This window comes from Thermus tengchongensis, from assembly GCF_021462405.1.
In the GTDB taxonomy this organism is placed as follows: domain Bacteria; phylum Deinococcota; class Deinococci; order Deinococcales; family Thermaceae; genus Thermus; species Thermus tengchongensis.
Map to the genome: position 1 here is coordinate 361713 of NZ_JAKEDU010000001.1, position 14914 is coordinate 376626.

The window sequence follows — 14914 nt, forward strand, 5'->3', positions numbered from 1 at the left end:
TCTTCCCATGGTCCCCCAGGACCCCCCGACTCCGGTGTCGCATTCCCTGGGCCAGCCGAAAGGCCCCGCCATTGAGGAAAGCCCCGAAACCTTCTTCGCCCGCTTCCGGGCCTATACCGTGGAGGCCCACCTCTTCCCGGAGCCTTGGGGAAGCCCGGTGCTGGAGGCCATGGTCCAGGGCCAGATCCTCTACGCCTTTGACCGGGGAGCCCCCCCGGCACCCACAGGGGTGGTGCCCATGCTACTCCACGGGGTGGTACGCCAGGCCAAGCCCCTGGAGGGAGAGGCCTTCTTGAAGCGGGAAGGGGCCAGCTACCGCTTAGGAGGCAGAACCACCCCTTTGGGGGAAGGGTTTTACCTGCTCCAGGCCCCCGTGCCCGTGGTGGTCTACGCGGAAGTTCCCCTACCCGAGGAGGCGGAGGTCCTCCTCTGGCCCCCCCTGATGCTCTTCCGGGAGTGAGATGCGCTGCGAGTGCGGGCAGAAGAACCCTCCCGAGGCCCGTTTCTGCATGGCCTGCGGCCGGGCCCTGGGGGCCCTTCTGCCCGAGGAGCGACGGTATGTGAGCGTCCTCTTCTACGACCTGGTGGACTCCAGCCAGCACTTCCAGTCCGGCCTTCAAGCTGCCTACCACCACCTGCAGGAGGCCCTGGAGGAAGCCGCCCGGGTGGCCCGGGCCAAAGGGGGATTCGTCCACCGCTTCCTGGGGGATGGAATCCTGGTCCTCTTCGGAGCCCCCGGGGCTCGAGGAAAGGAACCCTGGCGGGCCCTGGAGGCCGCCTTGGAGATGGTGCGCACCTCCCGCCTACCCGCCCGGGCAGGGGTAGCCAGCGGGGAGGTGCTCTGGGCTCCCCTGGGAAGCGGCCAGGCGGGGGAGCCCACCGCGGTGGGCCCTGCGGTGGTCCTGGCCGAAAGGCTCAGCAAGCTGGCCTCCCCCGGGGAGGTGCTCACCGAACCCCAGACCCTGGCCCCGGGGGTGGAGGCGGAAGGGCTGGGCTTTCGGGAGGCCAAGGGCCTGGGAGCGGTGGAGGTTTCCCGGGTGAAGGCGGTCCGGGTGGAACTGGACCCGGAAGGCGAGACCCTCCTTCGCCTTCTCCGGGAAACCTTCCATCGCCCCCCCGCCCGCCTTAACCTGGTGGGGCCACCAGGAAGCGGGAAGAGCCTTCTCCTGGAGAAGTTTCTGGAAAACCCTCCTTACCCCGTGGTGGTCCTGGAGCGCATGGGGCCCGAAACCCCCTTGCGCACCACCCTGCGCCAGGCGGTGGAACGAACCTTCGGCCAGGTGAATGCTTTTCTGGCCCTGGCGGAGCTTTCCCCAGAACTTTCCCTGGCCCTCCGGTACAGCCTGGGCCTCGAGGCCCGCCCCCCCTGGGACCGGCCTACCCTGGAGAAGGCCATCCTGGAAGCCTGGAAAGAAGTCCTCCACCGCCTGCCCCATCCCCTGCTCCTAGTGGCCAAAAACCTCCACGCCCCCGACCGCACCCTGCGGGAACTCCTGAAGCATTCCTTCCCCCACCTCATGCTCCTAGTGGAAAGCCGAAAGCCCCTCTTCTCCCCCACCCTGGAGGCCAGGGGGTTGAAGGCACCCCCTCTTCTTGCCCTGCAACCCGCCTTGGACGCCCTCCCCCCAGCGGAACGGCAGGCCCTTCTGATCCTGGGGGTCATGGAGGAAGCCTTGGCCAGCCTCCCCGAGGAAGAACGGCACGAGGAGCACCTTAGGGAACTCCTGGGGGAGCTGGCGGGTACCTTCTCCGCCCAGCGCCTGGAGGAGGAGGGTCTCACCCAAGGGGGTAGGCCCCTATCCGAGGTGGTCCAGGCGGCCCGAGCCCTGGTGCCTGAGGAGCAGGCCAGAGCGTGGCACCGGGTAGCCGCCCGGTTTTATCGGGAAAAGGGAGCCATCTGGCCCATGGCCCTTCACTTAAGAAGGGCCATGCAGGAGCGGGAAGCCGCCCAGGCCTTCCGGCTTCTAGCCCAGGAGGCCTGGCGGCAAGGCCAGCCGGAGCGGGCCATACCCCTTTACCAAAAGGCCCTCGAGGCCGCCCCCCCATCCTGGCGGGAAGCCTTGGGGAAGGAACTCCAGGACGCCCAAGCCTCCCTGGGCCTGGCCGAGGACGCCCCCGGAGGCCCCAGATCCCAAGACCCCATCCTGCAAGCCTCCCGAGAGGCTCAAAACCCCCTTGCCCTCCTGCCCCTGCTCCCGGGCCTCAAGCCCTACCCCCTGGAGGAAGCCCAGGCCCGCCTCCAGGCGGCGGCGGCCTTATGGCGGGCCTTCCAGCCCCGGCAGGCCCTCGAGGTCCTCAGCGAGTTCCATCCCCTGGTGCCCGCCTCCTTAAGGCTCCACGGGCAAAGCCTGAGGGCAGGCCTTCTCATGGACCTGGGCCGCTATCTGGAGGCGGAATCCCTCCTCCGGGGAGAACCCCATCCCCCACCCGCCTACCGGAAAGCGGACCTAGAGGCCAAGACTCGCTACCACGCCACCCGCCTCCGCCTTCTCCTGGAAACCGGCCGCCTTGGGCAGGCCCTGGAGGAAGGGGAACGGGCCTACCGGGAAGCCCCACATCCTTGGCTTGCAGCCGCCCTTCTTTCCGCCTGGACCCTCAAGGGGCGCTTCCGGGAGGACCTCTTCCAAGAAGCCCTCAGGCACCCTGACGGCAAGGGCCTCGGCATCTTGGCCTTAGCCCACCACCGCTGGCAGAGGAGCCTGGACCCCACTCCCCTCCTCAAGGAGGCCCTGCGGGAGTCTCGCCGGCTTTCCAACCCCTACGTCTACCATCTGGCCCTTACCTCCCTGGCCCTCTACCTGTGGCCCAAGGCCCCCAGGAAGGCCAAGGCCCTCTCCCAGCACCTCCTCTACCAGACCCACCGCACGGGGTTTGCCGTGCACCTGGAGGTGGCGAGGCTCCTAAGGGCCCAACTCCTCCTGGAGGAGGGGGAAAAGGTGGAGCACCTCCTGGGTTTCACCCCCTCTGTACCCCTGACCCGCGCCTGGCAGGCGGTTCTGGCTGGGGAAAACCCCGGAGAGAACCTTGGGGGGTACGGTATCCTGGGAAGGTGGGTTAGAGAGCTCTGGCGTAGGCGGGGGGCAGGATGGATGCGGCACAGGCGGTAGAGGTCATCAAAAGCCGCCTCTCCTTGAGGGAGGTGGTGTCCCGCTATGTGGCGCTGAAGCCCGCAGGCCGGGGGCGCTGGAAGGGCCTCTGCCCCTTCCACCAGGAGAAGACCCCCTCCTTCTACGTGGACGAGGAAAAGGGCCTCTTCCACTGCTTCGGGTGCAAGGCGGGGGGCGACCTCTTCGCCTTCGTGGAAAGGATCGAGGGCCTGGACTTCATGGGGGCCTTGGAGCGCTTGGCGGAGGAAGCCGGGGTGGAGATCACCCACCGGGGTGCCCCCCAAAACCGCCGGGAGCTCTTGGACGTCCTCAAGCTGGCCCAGGCCTACTTCCTGGAAGGACTATCCGCCTCCCTCGAGGCCCAGGAGTACCTCAAGAAGCGGGGGCTTTCCCCAGAGAGCATCGCCCGCTTCGGGCTAGGCTACGCTCCCCCCAAGGCGGAAGGCCTCCTCACCCACCTGAGCCGCCACGGGGTGAGCCCCGAGGAAGGCCTAAAGGCAGGCGTCTTGGCGGAGCGGGACGGGCGCTTCTACGACCGCTTCCGTCACCGCATCACCTTCCCCATCAAGGACCACCTGGGCAGGATCGTGGCCTTCACGGGAAGGGCCCTGGGGGAGGAAACCCCCAAGTACCTGAACTCCCCGGAAACCCCCCTCTTCCGCAAGCGGGAGGTGCTTTTCGCCTACCCTGAGGCCAAGGCCAAGCTGCGCCAGGGACGGGCCATCGTGGTGGAAGGGCTTTTCGACGCCATCGCCCTGCACCAAATGGGCTTCGACGAGGCGGTGGCCGTCCTGGGCTCGGGGCTTTCCGAGGAGCAAGCCCGCCTTCTGGAGATGCAGGAGGTGCGGGAGGTCTACCTGGCCTTTGATGCCGACGAGGCTGGGCAGAGGGCCACCCTGCAAAGCTTGGACCTCTCCTTGGCCCGGAAGTTCCTCTTCTATGCGGTGCGCCTGCCCAGCAAGGACCCGGGCGACCTCCTTCTTCTGCCCGAGGGCCCGGCCCTATTCCAGAAAGCCTTAGAGGAAGCCCTTCCCGAGGTGGAGTTCCGCTTCCAGGAGGCCACCCGGGGCCTGGACCTGACCCGCCCCGAGCACAAACGGAAAGTCCTGGAAGCCCTCACCCCCAGGATGCTCTCCCCTGAGCCCTTTGACCCAGTAGCCGAGCGCCTAAAGGCCCTGGTGGTGGAGCGCCTGGGCCTCACCCCCCGCCAGCTGGAGGAGTACCTGCAAAGCCGCAAACAGGGAAAGCCCCCACCCCCCCCGCCCGCCAAGGCCGAGCCCAAAAACCGCACCCTCCTCCTGGAGCTGGACGTGATCGCCCTCCTCCTCTCCGTGGACGAGGCCCGCTTCCCCGAATGGATCCTTTACGTGGCTGACCACGTTTGGCCTCCGGAGGGCTCGGTGCTGGCGGAGTTCCTGGACCTAGCCCGGAAGGAACCCCGCCGGGACTACCTGCGCCAGGTCTTCGGGCGCAAGGAAGCGGGGGGCATCCTCTTTGAACGCCTGATGATGGCCCCTAGCGTGGAGGAGCCCAGACTCCCGGAGGTGATGGAAAAAACCCTGGCCCGCCTGCGGGAAGCCTACTACCTGGAACGGCGGGCCAAGCTCAAGGAAGCCCTAAACCAGAACCCCAGCCTGGAGATCCTGCGGGAAATCCAGGAGCTGGACCAGGCCATCGAGGCGGAGCGGCGCATCTACCGCAGGCTCTAGGGGTAGAATGCCCCTGGGCGGAAGCCCAAGGGAGGTAGAACCATGAAAAGCCCTGTTCGCGTGGCGGTAACCGGCGCCGCAGGCCAGATCGGCTACAGCCTCCTCTTCCGCATCGCCGCAGGCGAGATGCTGGGAAAGGACCAGCCCGTGATCCTCCAGCTCCTGGAGATCCCCCAGGCCCTGAGAGCCCTGGAGGGCGTCATCATGGAGCTCGAGGACTGCGCCTTCCCCCTTTTGTCGGGGATCGTGGCCACGGACGACCCCAGGGTAGCCTTCAAAGACGCTGACTATGCCCTTTTGGTGGGGGCCGCCCCCAGGAAGGCGGGCATGGAGCGCCGCGACCTCCTGGAGATAAACGGCAAGATCTTCACGGAGCAGGGCCGGGCCCTGGCGGAGGTGGCCAAGCGGGACGTCAAGGTCCTGGTGGTGGGCAACCCCGCCAACACCAACGCCCTCATCGCCTACAAGAACGCAGAAGGCCTTGACCCCAAAAATTTCACCGCCATGACCCGGTTGGACCACAACCGGGCCAAGGCCCAGCTGGCCAAGAAGGTCGGGGTGGGCGTGGAGAAGATCCGCCGCATCGCCGTCTGGGGCAACCACTCCTCCACCATGTTCCCCGACCTCTTCCATGCAGAAGTTGAGGGGAAGCCCGCCTTGGAGCTGGTGGACATGGACTGGTACGAGAAGGCGTTCATCCCCACCGTGGCCCAAAGGGGAGCGGCCATCATCCAAGCCCGGGGCGCCTCCAGCGCCGCCAGCGCCGCCAACGCCGCCATCGAGCACATCCGCGACTGGGCCCTGGGCACCCCGGAGGGGGACTGGGTTTCCATGGCCATCCCCTCGGACGGCTCCTACGGCGTCCCCGAGGGCATCGTCTACTCCTTCCCCGTGACCGCCAAGGACGGACGCTACCAGATCGTCCAGGGCCTGGAGATCAACGAGTTCGCCAGGAAGCGGATGGAGATCACCGCAAAGGAGCTCCTGGACGAGATGGAGCAGGTAAAGGCCTTGGGCCTCATCTAAGGGCCCTTGGGCTCTGCCCTGGCTTGCGCCAGGGCAGAGCTAAGTAGCCGCACGGAATGGTTGCCTCATCGGCCAAAGCCAAAGCGGCGTACTCATGGCCTCTTTGGGGCCCCCGTCGTGGCGCAAGCCACGACGGGGTACTCATTCCAGCCAGACCTCGGGGGCCCAAGGGTAGACCACCCAGGCCTCCGTGGCCTCGGCGTAGAAGTCGGGCCGGTCGGGTACCTGGTTCCTCCCCGGCTTGAAGTGCAGGGTAGCCACCAGAGGAAAGCCCCCCGCCTGGCGCACCCGGGCCTTCACCGCGAAGGCCGTACGCCCCGAGTCCCAAACGTCGTCCACCACCAAAACCCGCTTCCCGAAGAGCAGGGGATCTGGGGGAAACTGGAGGAAAACAGGCTCGGGAAGGGTTCCTTCCCCCTCGTAGAACATCACCGCCGCGGTGAGGAGGTCCCGCATCCCCAGGGCCTGGGCCAAAAGGGCCGTGGGGATGAGACCGCCCCGGGCAATGCCCAGGAGGAGGTCCACCTCCTCCTCCCTAAGCCCCTCCGCTAGCCGCCGCACCAGGCCAAGGAGCTCTTCCCAGGAAACGCGGTGGCGCTCCATCAGGGCTTGTCGAGCTCAAAGGCCTGGTGGACAGCCCTAAGCGCCGCCTCCGCGTACTGGGCAGGGATGATCACCGAGATGCGCACCTCGCTGGTGGCGATCATCTCGATGTTGGCCCCAGTGGAGGCCACCGCTTGGAACATCTTGGCGGGGATCTCCGGGGCCGAGGCCAGCCCCACCCCCACGATGGACACCTTGGCGATGTCCGGGCGGAGGACCGCTTCACCCCCGATCTCAGCGAGCACCGGCTCCAAGGCCTCGAGGGCCTCCTGGGCGAAGTCCTTCTTCACGGTAAAGGCCATCTGCTGCCGCGAGGGGTCGTGCCCGGGCACCCCCTGGATGATCATGTCCACGGCGATGCCCCGCTCGGCCAGGGCTTGGAAGACCTTGGCGGCAATCCCCGGCTGGTCGGGGATCCCGATAAGCCCGATCTGGGCGTGGTCCAGATCCAGGGCCGCACCCGTCACCACCTTGCCCATTTCCATGTTGACCTCCTTCACCAGGGTACCGGGGTTATAGGAAAAGCTACTGCGCACGTGGAGCACCACCCCGTAACGCTTGGCATAGTACACCGCCCGGGGGTGGAGGACCCTGGCCCCCAAAGCGGCCATCTCCAGCATCTGGTCGTAGCCAATCACCTCAAGCTTCCGGGCCTCAGGAATCAGGTGGGGGTCGGTGGTGTAGACCCCCTCCGTGTCCGTGTAGATCTCGCACTCCTTAGCCCCCAAGGCGGCGGCGATGGCCACGGCGGTGGTGTCCGATCCTCCCCGGCCCAGGGTGGTGATCTCCCCCTCCGCCGTGGTGCCCATGAACCCGGCGATCACCGCCACATACCCCTGGTCCAGGGCCTCCTGGATGCGGTTTGGGTTCACCTCGAGGATCCGGGCATCACCAAAGCGCCCATCCGTGACGATGCCGATCTGGTGCTGCACGAAACCCCTGGCCGGGATGCCCATGGCCCAGAGTTGCATGGAAAGGAGGGCCACGGAAACCTGCTCCCCCGTGGTGGTGAGGAGGTCCAACTCCCGAAAGGGAGGTCTCGGATTCACCCGCTTGGCCAGGGCGATGAGCTCGTCCGTGGTGTGGCCCATGGCCGAAACCACCACCGCAAGTTTATGCCCCTTCTCCCGGTAGTGGGCGATGCGCTGGGCCACCTTGTGGATGCGCTCCAGGTCGCCCACGGAGGTACCGCCATATTTTTGCACGACCAGGGACACGCTTGCCTCCTTTCCGCCCAAGGGGCGGCTTGAAAAGGAATATTATCACATTTGCCCCTTCACCCCAAGCCCCGTATCCTTGGCGTGTGGGCATGACCCTAGCGGAGTACCACCGCCTCACCCCCCTGCCCCGGCCCGGGGGGGTGCTTTACGTGAAGCCGGGGGCCCGGGGGTACCGGGACCCCATCTACGACCTCCTGCAGAAGACCGTGGCCCCCTTTGGGGAAAGGGCCTTGGACCTGAACCCAGGGGTGGGGTGGGGAAGCCTCCCCTTGGAGGGGAGGATGAACGTGGAGCGGCTGGAAACCTCGAGGGCCGCCTTCCGCTGCCTTTCGGCTAGCGGCCTAAGCGCCCGCCTGGCCCCTCCCTGGGACGCGGAGGAGGGCGCCTACGACCTCGTGGTCCTGGCCCTCCCCGCGGGCCGGGGCACCGCCTACGTAGAGGCCTCCTTGGTGGCCGCCGCCCGGGCCCTAAGGATGGGCGGCCGGGTCTACCTGGCGGGGGACAAGAACAAGGGCTTTGAGCGCTACTTCAAGGAGTTCAAGGACCTCCTGGGCTACGGGGAGGTGTTGCGGCGGGAGGGCCCGGTGCGGGTGGCCCTTCTGGAAAAGGAAAAGGAGGCCCCGCCCCTTCCCCCCCTCTGGCAGGCCTTCCGCGCCCGCCTCCTGGGGGAGGAATACGCCTTCTTCCACCTCCCCGGGGTCTTCTCCGCGGGCAAGGTGGACAAGGCCTCCCTCCTCCTCCTGGAGGCCCTCCTGGGGGAGATGGGCAAGGAGGGGGTGCGGGGCAAGGCCGTCTTGGACCTGGGAGCGGGCTACGGGGCCCTCACCCTGCCCCTGGCCCGCCTGGGCGCCGAGGTGACCGCGGTGGAGGACGACCTGGTCTCGGTGCTTTCCCTCCAGAGGAGCCTGGAGGCCAACGGCCTCGCCGCCAGGGTGCTTCACTCCGACGTGGACGAGGCCTTGACGAAGGAAGAGCGGTTTGACATGATAGTTACGAACCCCCCTTTTCACGTGGGGGGTGCGGTCATCCTGGATGTGGCCCAGGCCTTCGTGGAAGCGGCGGCGGCCCGGCTGAAGCCGGGCGGTGGGTTTTTCCTGGTGGCAAACCCCTTTCTCAAGTACGAGCCCCTACTGGAAGAGCGCTTCGGCGCTTTTAGGACGCTTTTGGTGAGGGAGTACAAGGTGCTTTTCGCTGAGAAGGCCAGACGGGGATAGCAACCCCAAGGAGGGAGGTCCGCGTTGAAGAAGACCAAGCCCAAGGTGAAGCAGGTTACTGCCAGGGAAGAGGAAAAGATGGCCCTCCAAACCCAAGAACCCGTGACCGCCACGGAAAAAGCCCCCAAGGGGGGCTCCAGGGGAGGCACCTCGAAAAACCGGGAGAAGGCCCCACCGGCCCCCCTGGAGGCACAAGAGGAAACCTCCCACAAGGAGGAAATGGCGCCCCTGGTCCAGGATCCCCTTCAGGGAAGCTACCTGGAGGAGGCTCCGGAAGACCCCCCCCTCGAGGGGGAGGAGCCCGACCTCGCCCCCGAGATCTTCCCGGACGAGCCCTTGGATCCCATGGCGGACGAGAGCTACCTGGAAGCCGATGACCTCCTCCTTCCCGAGGAAGGCCCCTCCCCGGACTACCTGGGCGAGGAGCTCTTCGAGGAAGAGGAGGAGCTGGCCTTGCCAAAGGTTTCCACCTCCGATCCCGTGCGCCAGTACCTGCACGAGATCGGCCAGGTCCCCCTCCTCACCCTGGAGGAGGAGATCGAGCTGGCCAGGAAGGTGGAGGAGGGGATGGAGGCCATCAAAAAGCTCTCCGAGGCCACGGGGCTGGACCAGGACTTGATCCGGGAGGTGGTGCGGGCCAAGATCCTGGGCACGGCCCGCATCGCCCAGATCCCTGGCCTCAGGGACAAGCTGGATCCCAAGACGGTGGACGAGGTGGACGCCAAGCTGAAGAGCCTCCCCAAGGAGCTTAAGCGCTACCTGCACATCGCCCGGGAAGGGGAGGCCGCAAGGCAGCACCTCATTGAGGCCAACCTGAGGCTGGTGGTATCCATCGCCAAGAAGTACACCGGCCGCGGGCTCTCCTTCCTGGATCTGATCCAGGAGGGCAACCAGGGCCTCATACGGGCGGTGGAGAAGTTCGAGTACAAGCGCCGCTTCAAGTTCTCCACCTACGCCACCTGGTGGATCCGCCAGGCCATCAACCGGGCCATCGCCGACCAGGCCCGCACCATCCGCATCCCGGTGCACATGGTGGAGACCATCAACAAGCTCTCCCGCACCGCTCGCCAGCTCCAGCAGGAGCTGGGCCGCGAGCCCACCTACGAGGAGATCGCCGAAGCCATGGGCCCGGGCTGGGACGCCAAGCGGGTGGAGGAAACCCTGAAGATCGCCCAGGAGCCCGTCTCCCTGGAAACTCCCATCGGGGACGAGAAGGACAGCTTCTACGGGGACTTCATCCCCGACGAGAATCTTCCCTCCCCCGTGGACGCCGCCGCCCAGAGCCTCCTGGCGGAAGAGCTGGAAAAGGCCCTCTCTAAGCTCTCCGAGCGCGAGGCCATGGTGCTGAAGCTCCGCAAGGGTCTGATCGACGGGCGGGAGCACACCCTCGAGGAGGTGGGGGCCTACTTCGGCGTGACCCGGGAGCGCATCCGCCAGATTGAGAACAAGGCCTTAAGGAAGCTCAAGTACCACGAGTCCCGCACCCGCAAGCTCAGGGACTTCCTGGACTAGTTTTCGCTTATTCCCAAGGGAAAGCGGGCCACCTCCTGGAGGTGGCCCTCCTCTTCATCCCGCACCAAGGCCACTTCCTTCACCAAGAAGGAGCGCCTTGGGGGCGCAGGAAGCTCCTGCGCCAACCTCCTTGCCTCCTCCTCAGATAGCCCCAGGGCCAGGGTGATGTGGGGCAGGTAGCTGGGCCCTTCGATCTCCTTCAGGGGCGGGGCCAAGGGTTCCAGGGCGTGGTAGAGGCGCCGGAAGGGGGTGCCCCCGTAGGCCCTCAGGTAGACCACCCCCTGGGGAAAATACCCCCACCCCCCGAGGCGCAGGCGAAAGGGTGCGTGCCCCCGAAGAATGCCCGCAAGGGCAATCCTCAAGGCCTCCTCCTCATAGGGCCAGTCAAAGGGCTGGCGCAGGTTAAGGTGCGGAGGGCCGAAGCCCCTGATCCCGTGAAGAGCCTGAAGGTCCTCCAGGAAACGCCTCATGTCTTCCGGGGGCCACACCAACACCCCATACACGCCGCCAGTATACCGGGGGTTCACGAAAAGAGCTCCAACCTTCCCCGATACACCCGGCCCACGGGCCTTCCACCCTCCCACAAGGTGAGGTCGGCCCGCATCCCCGGCTCCAGGCGGCCGTAGTCCCCCCAGCCCGCTGCCCTCGAGGCCCCTTCCGTATGGGCCCAAAGCACCTCCTCGGGGGTCAGGCTCTCCTCCGGGGCAAGGGGGTGGCGGGTGGCCGCGAGAAGGTTCCGGCCGTAATCCGGCTTGGCCACGGGGGCATCGGAGCCAAAGGCCAAGGGCAACCCCGTGGCCCAGAGGCTCCGAAAGCGGAAGGCCTCCCCTGGGGGAAACCCATAAGCCCGCACTAGGGCAGCGTCCTCCAGGAGGTGGAGGGGCTGCATGGAGAGGGCCAGGGGGAGGCCGGAAAAGAGGGAAAGGGCCCCGTCGCGCACGTGCTGCACATGCTCCATCCTCAAGGTAAGGCCCTTCCGCCAGGCCACGGGGGCAAGCTTGTGAAACACCCCCAGCACCGCTTCCACCGCCCGGGTACCGATGGCGTGCACCGCCAGGGTGAAGCCTGCCCTTAAGGCCTCCTCCCCTTCCTCCAAGATCTCCCCCTCCCGGTCCAGGGGCATCCCCAAAGAGCCGTCGGGATAGGAACGGTGCATCCAGGCGGTGCGGCTCCCCAGGGCCCCATCAGCAAAGAACTTCACCCCAGCCAGGTGGAGGTCCCCATACCAGCCGGGCGCGCGTCCCCGCCAGGCCCCCCGGGGCAAAGCCCACCAGAGGCGCACGGGAAGCTCCATGGCCAAGGCCCAGTCCAGGGCCTCGGGCGGCTCATACCCCAGGGCGTGCACCGCGGTGTACCCCCGCCGGGCGAAGTCCTGGAGGCCCCGGGCCAGGTCCTGGGGCGAGGGCGGGGGCAGGTGGGGAACGAGGATCTCCTGGGCCCGCTCCAGGAGGTAGTAGGGCATCCCCTCGCTGTCCCGGAGGAAGCCGCCCCCCTGGGGGGCTTCCGTGCCCGGGCCCAGATCCGCCACCTCCGCCGCCTTGCGGTTGATCCAGGCGGAGTGGTGGTCCCGGCTGCGGAGGAAGACGGGGTTCTCCGGGGCCGCCCGGTCCAGAAGCCCCGGGGGTGGGGCCTTGGGAAAGAGAAACCCCGCCCCTTCCAGCCAGGCCCCGGGAGGCAGGCCCCGCGCCGCCTCCACCACCCTGGCCGCCACCCTTTCCGGCTCCGTGAGCCCCGAAAGGTCCAGACCCCGGAGGGCCATTCCCCAGTAAAGGGGGTGGGCGTGGGCGTCCTGGAGGCCGGGGGTGAGGGCCTCAAAGCGCAGGCCCTTGGCCCCCACCTCCACCCGGGCAATCCACTCCCCCTCCACCAGGAGGCTTCTCCGGCCATCGGTAAGCCACATGGTTCCAGCTTACTGGGACATATTACCCTTGACTACGCTTGTGTTGGGGGTGTTGACTGAGGGTTGTAGGGAGGTGGCTTTATGAAGAAAGCGCTGCTGGCCCTCCTAGCCCTCGGCCTCATGATGGCCCTCTCCAGCAAAGAGGCCATCCAAAGGGAGTGGGAGCAAAGCGCCCACAACAACGGGGTCATGGGGGCCAAAACCCTGAGCGTGGCCACGGTGGAAGCCCGTGGCGATGCGGCTGCCCACTGCGCCCGCTGCCACAGCGAGCAGGGCTTTGTGGCCTGGCTGGACCAGCTCAAGAAGGGCAACCCCGGCAACCTGGTGGGCCCGGACGGCAAGCCCGCCACCGTGGAGTACCTGAAGGGCCTCGGCCTCACCAAGGACCAGGTCAAGCCCATCACCTGCCAGACCTGCCACGACGAGGATGGCGATCTGCGCCTGGTCCACGACACCCCCATGCTCCCCTCGGGCTTCCGGGCGGTAGGGGTGGGTAGCGGGGCCCTCTGCATGGCCTGCCACAACACCCGCAACGGCCGCATCACCTGGGATGCCCAAGACGCTGGGCGCTACACTTCCCCCCACTACTCTGCCGAGGCCGACCTCCTTTTGGGCAAGAACGCCTACTTCGTGGACGATACCCGGGAATGGAACAACGGACACGCCTTCTTCACAGGCGGTTCCTGCTCCACCTGCCACATGAGCCTGGCCGGGCAAGAGGACTACACCAGCCACACCTTCAAGACGCCCGATAACCTTTGCGCCTCCTGCCACGGGGCCAAGTACACCAAGGAGATGGTTCAGGAGAACACCGAGCACCTCATGTCCCTGGTGCGCACCATGGTGAACACCAGGGTGCTGGCGGTGCGGGACCGCATCAAGACCGTGCGGGCCTACAACCCCGAAAACGGCCAGTTCACCCCCAACACCCCGGTGAAGGCCCCCGTCTACCGGGTGGACATCACCTCCATCGGCGGGCAAATCGCCTTCAAAATGGACCTCACCGACGGCACAGTGCTTTACAGCCAGCTGGGGGACATCCGGGACGAAAAAGGCCAGCCGGTCTTCTCCACCAAGGACCCTGTAGTACGGGCCGCCTGGAACTACTTGCTGGTAAAGTACGACGGCTCCAAGGGCGTGCACAACCCAAGCTACACCAGGAGCATCCTCCTGGGAGCCATGGAGGCCCTGCGGTAGCCCCTGGGCAACCCCTCCCGGGCCACGGGAGGCCCGGGAGGATTCCCTTAACATGGGGGCGTGGAGCGCACCTACCTGTACCGGGGCCGCATCCTCAACCTGGCCCTGGAAGGCCGTTACGAAATCGTGGAGCACAAGCCTGCGGTGGCTGTCATCGCCGTCCAGGACGGGAAGATGCTCTTTGTGCGCCAGCACCGCCCAGCGGTGGGGCTCGCCCCCTTGGAGATCCCCGCGGGGCTTATTGAACCCGGGGAAGATCCCCTAGAAGCCGCTAGGCGGGAGCTGGCCGAGGAAACGGGCCTTTCCGGGGACCTCACTCCCCTCTTCAGCTACTACGTCTCCCCCGGCTTCACCGACGAGAAGACCTACGTCTTTTTGGCAGAAAACCTCAAGGAGGTTCCCGCCGACCCGGACGAGGACGAGGCCATCGAGGTGGTATGGCTGGAGCCGGAAAAGGCCCTGGAACTTCATCGGAAAGGCGAAGCCGAGTTCTCCGCCACCGGGATCGTGGGCATTCTCTACTACCATGCTTTTCTCCGAGGTCGCTGACGTCCCTAAGGGGCCCAAGGTGGTGGCCGTGGGCTCCTTTGACGGGGTACACCTCGGCCACCAGCACCTCCTAAGGCAGGCCCTAGCCGAGGCCAAGGCCCTGCGGATGCCCCTCTTGGTCTACACCTTTGACCCTCCCACCAAGGTCTTCACCCGGGGAGAGGGGTTCCTCATGGACCTCACGGAAAAGGTGGAGGCCCTGAAGGCTTTGGGGGTGGAGCTCATCTTAGCGGTGCCCTTCAACGAAACCTTCGCCCGCAGGGGGGCGGGGGAGTTCCTGGAGGATCTAAGGGCTTTGCAGGCCAGCCGCATCTACGTGGGGGAAGACTTCCGCTTCGGCCAGGGGCGGGGGGGAAGCCCCGAGGACCTGGCCCAGGTAGCCCCGGTACGGGTGGTGCCCCTCCTCAGCCTCGGGGGAGAGCCGGTGAAGTCCAGCCGCATCCGCACCATCCTCCTTGAAGGCAAGGTGGAGGAGGCCCGCCACCTCCTGGGCCGCCCCTACGGGGCCTACGGGGTGGTGGTGGAAGGGGACAGGCTGGGGAGAAGGCTAGGCTTCCCCACCGCCAACCTGGCGGTTCACCCAAAGAAGGTGCTCCCTCCCGGGGTGTTCGCGGTGGAGGCCAGCGGCGCCTTCGGGCGCTACAAGGGCGTGGCCAACGTGGGCACCAGGCCCACCCTCGGGGGAAGCGAGCGGCGCCTCGAGGTCCACCTCCTGGGTTTCGCCGGGGAGCTCTATGGGGAGGAGGTGCGCCTTACCTTCCTGAAGCGCCTCCGGGAGGAAAGGCGCTTCCCAAGCCTGGAGGCCCTGAAGGCCCAGATCGCCGAGGACGTGGCGGCCGCCCGGGCCTACTTCGGGCTCTAGGGACACCCCTCCCCC

At 66.8% G+C, this 14914-nt stretch carries 13 protein-coding genes; 9 read left to right on the forward strand and 4 right to left on the reverse strand.

Annotated features, from left to right (window positions below; translation table 11 throughout):
• Window positions 1–7: 7 nt before the first annotated feature.
• The 4 genes from L1087_RS01840 to L1087_RS01855 are packed head-to-tail and all read left to right on the forward strand — an operon-like array spanning window position 8 to window position 5842.
• Complete coding sequence (locus L1087_RS01840; RefSeq protein ID WP_234557352.1) at window positions 8–460, forward strand: hypothetical protein; 453 nt, start codon at window positions 8–10, stop codon at window positions 458–460.
• Window position 461: 1 nt separating this feature from the next.
• Window positions 462–3107, forward strand: coding sequence for an AAA family ATPase (locus L1087_RS01845; protein WP_234557353.1), 2646 nt, complete (start codon window positions 462–464; stop codon window positions 3105–3107).
• Window positions 3086–4816: a DNA primase gene (dnaG, locus tag L1087_RS01850; protein WP_135259986.1), complete on the forward strand. Its 1731-nt coding sequence runs from the start codon at window positions 3086–3088 to the stop codon at window positions 4814–4816. Before L1087_RS01845 ends, dnaG begins: the two co-directional genes overlap by 22 nt.
• Window positions 4817–4858: 42 nt before the next feature.
• Entirely contained in the window at window positions 4859–5842 is a 984-nt protein-coding gene (locus tag L1087_RS01855) for a malate dehydrogenase (RefSeq protein WP_234557355.1), read from the forward strand.
• Window positions 5843–5983: 141 nt separating this feature from the next.
• Here the strand turns inward: L1087_RS01855 and L1087_RS01860 are convergent, their stop codons facing one another.
• Entirely contained in the window at window positions 5984–6445 is a 462-nt protein-coding gene (locus L1087_RS01860; RefSeq protein WP_234557356.1) for a phosphoribosyltransferase, read from the reverse strand.
• A complete protein-coding gene (locus tag L1087_RS01865; protein WP_234557357.1) occupies window positions 6445–7662 on the reverse strand; it encodes an aspartate kinase in 1218 nt (405 codons plus the stop codon). The genes L1087_RS01860 and L1087_RS01865 overlap by 1 nt, the downstream gene beginning before the upstream one ends.
• Before the next feature lie 92 nt (window positions 7663–7754).
• On the opposite strand from L1087_RS01865, the gene L1087_RS01870 reads away from it, so the two are divergent.
• Complete coding sequence (locus L1087_RS01870; RefSeq protein WP_234557459.1) at window positions 7755–8879, forward strand: class I SAM-dependent methyltransferase; 1125 nt, start codon at window positions 7755–7757, stop codon at window positions 8877–8879.
• Window positions 8880–9098: 219 nt separating this feature from the next.
• Window positions 9099–10391 (forward strand): RNA polymerase sigma factor RpoD, encoded by a 1293-nt coding sequence (gene rpoD, locus L1087_RS01875; RefSeq protein ID WP_386083168.1) that lies wholly within the window; start codon window positions 9099–9101, stop codon window positions 10389–10391.
• Here rpoD and L1087_RS01880 read toward each other — a convergent pair.
• Both L1087_RS01880 and L1087_RS01885 read right to left on the reverse strand, forming a co-directional pair.
• Complete coding sequence (locus tag L1087_RS01880; protein WP_038043020.1) at window positions 10388–10894, reverse strand: 2'-5' RNA ligase family protein; 507 nt, start codon at window positions 10892–10894, stop codon at window positions 10388–10390. The genes rpoD and L1087_RS01880 overlap by 4 nt on opposite strands.
• A 20-nt stretch (window positions 10895–10914) precedes the next feature.
• Window positions 10915–12291 carry an amidohydrolase gene (locus L1087_RS01885; RefSeq protein WP_234557359.1) on the reverse strand — a complete coding sequence of 459 codons (1377 nt, stop codon included), beginning with the start codon at window positions 12289–12291 and terminating at the stop codon, window positions 10915–10917.
• Window positions 12292–12372: 81 nt separating this feature from the next.
• Between L1087_RS01885 and L1087_RS01890 the strand changes: the two genes are divergently transcribed.
• Genes L1087_RS01890 through ribF form a run of 3 tightly spaced genes read left to right on the forward strand, consistent with a single transcriptional unit; the run spans window position 12373 to window position 14899 of the window.
• Window positions 12373–13488 carry a cytochrome c3 family protein gene (locus L1087_RS01890; protein WP_135259982.1) on the forward strand — a complete coding sequence of 372 codons (1116 nt, stop codon included), beginning with the start codon at window positions 12373–12375 and terminating at the stop codon, window positions 13486–13488.
• A gap of 60 nt (window positions 13489–13548) precedes the next feature.
• Window positions 13549–14037, forward strand: a complete 489-nt coding sequence (locus tag L1087_RS01895; RefSeq protein WP_234557360.1) for an NUDIX domain-containing protein — start codon at window positions 13549–13551, stop codon at window positions 14035–14037.
• Window positions 14015–14899, forward strand: a complete 885-nt coding sequence (gene ribF, locus L1087_RS01900; RefSeq protein ID WP_135259980.1) for a riboflavin biosynthesis protein RibF — start codon at window positions 14015–14017, stop codon at window positions 14897–14899. Before L1087_RS01895 ends, ribF begins: the two co-directional genes overlap by 23 nt.
• The last annotated feature ends 15 nt before the right edge of the window (window positions 14900–14914 follow it).

Bases quoted from the DNA above. Each gene is read 5' to 3' on its own strand.
- L1087_RS01840 (WP_234557352.1), top strand. From the start codon at position 8: ATGGTCCCCCAGGACCCCCCGACTCCGGTGTCGCATTCCCTGGGCCAG.
- L1087_RS01845 (WP_234557353.1), top strand. From the start codon at position 462: ATGCGCTGCGAGTGCGGGCAGAAGAACCCTCCCGAGGCCCGTTTCTGC.
- dnaG (WP_135259986.1), top strand. From the start codon at position 3,086: ATGGATGCGGCACAGGCGGTAGAGGTCATCAAAAGCCGCCTCTCCTTG.
- L1087_RS01855 (WP_234557355.1), top strand. From the start codon at position 4,859: ATGAAAAGCCCTGTTCGCGTGGCGGTAACCGGCGCCGCAGGCCAGATC.
- L1087_RS01860 (WP_234557356.1), bottom strand. From the start codon at position 6,445: ATGGAGCGCCACCGCGTTTCCTGGGAAGAGCTCCTTGGCCTGGTGCGG.
- L1087_RS01870 (WP_234557459.1), top strand. From the start codon at position 7,755: ATGACCCTAGCGGAGTACCACCGCCTCACCCCCCTGCCCCGGCCCGGG.
- rpoD (WP_386083168.1), top strand. From the start codon at position 9,099: ATGGCGCCCCTGGTCCAGGATCCCCTTCAGGGAAGCTACCTGGAGGAG.
- L1087_RS01885 (WP_234557359.1), bottom strand. From the start codon at position 12,291: ATGTGGCTTACCGATGGCCGGAGAAGCCTCCTGGTGGAGGGGGAGTGG.
- L1087_RS01890 (WP_135259982.1), top strand. From the start codon at position 12,373: ATGAAGAAAGCGCTGCTGGCCCTCCTAGCCCTCGGCCTCATGATGGCC.
- ribF (WP_135259980.1), top strand. From the start codon at position 14,015: ATGCTTTTCTCCGAGGTCGCTGACGTCCCTAAGGGGCCCAAGGTGGTG.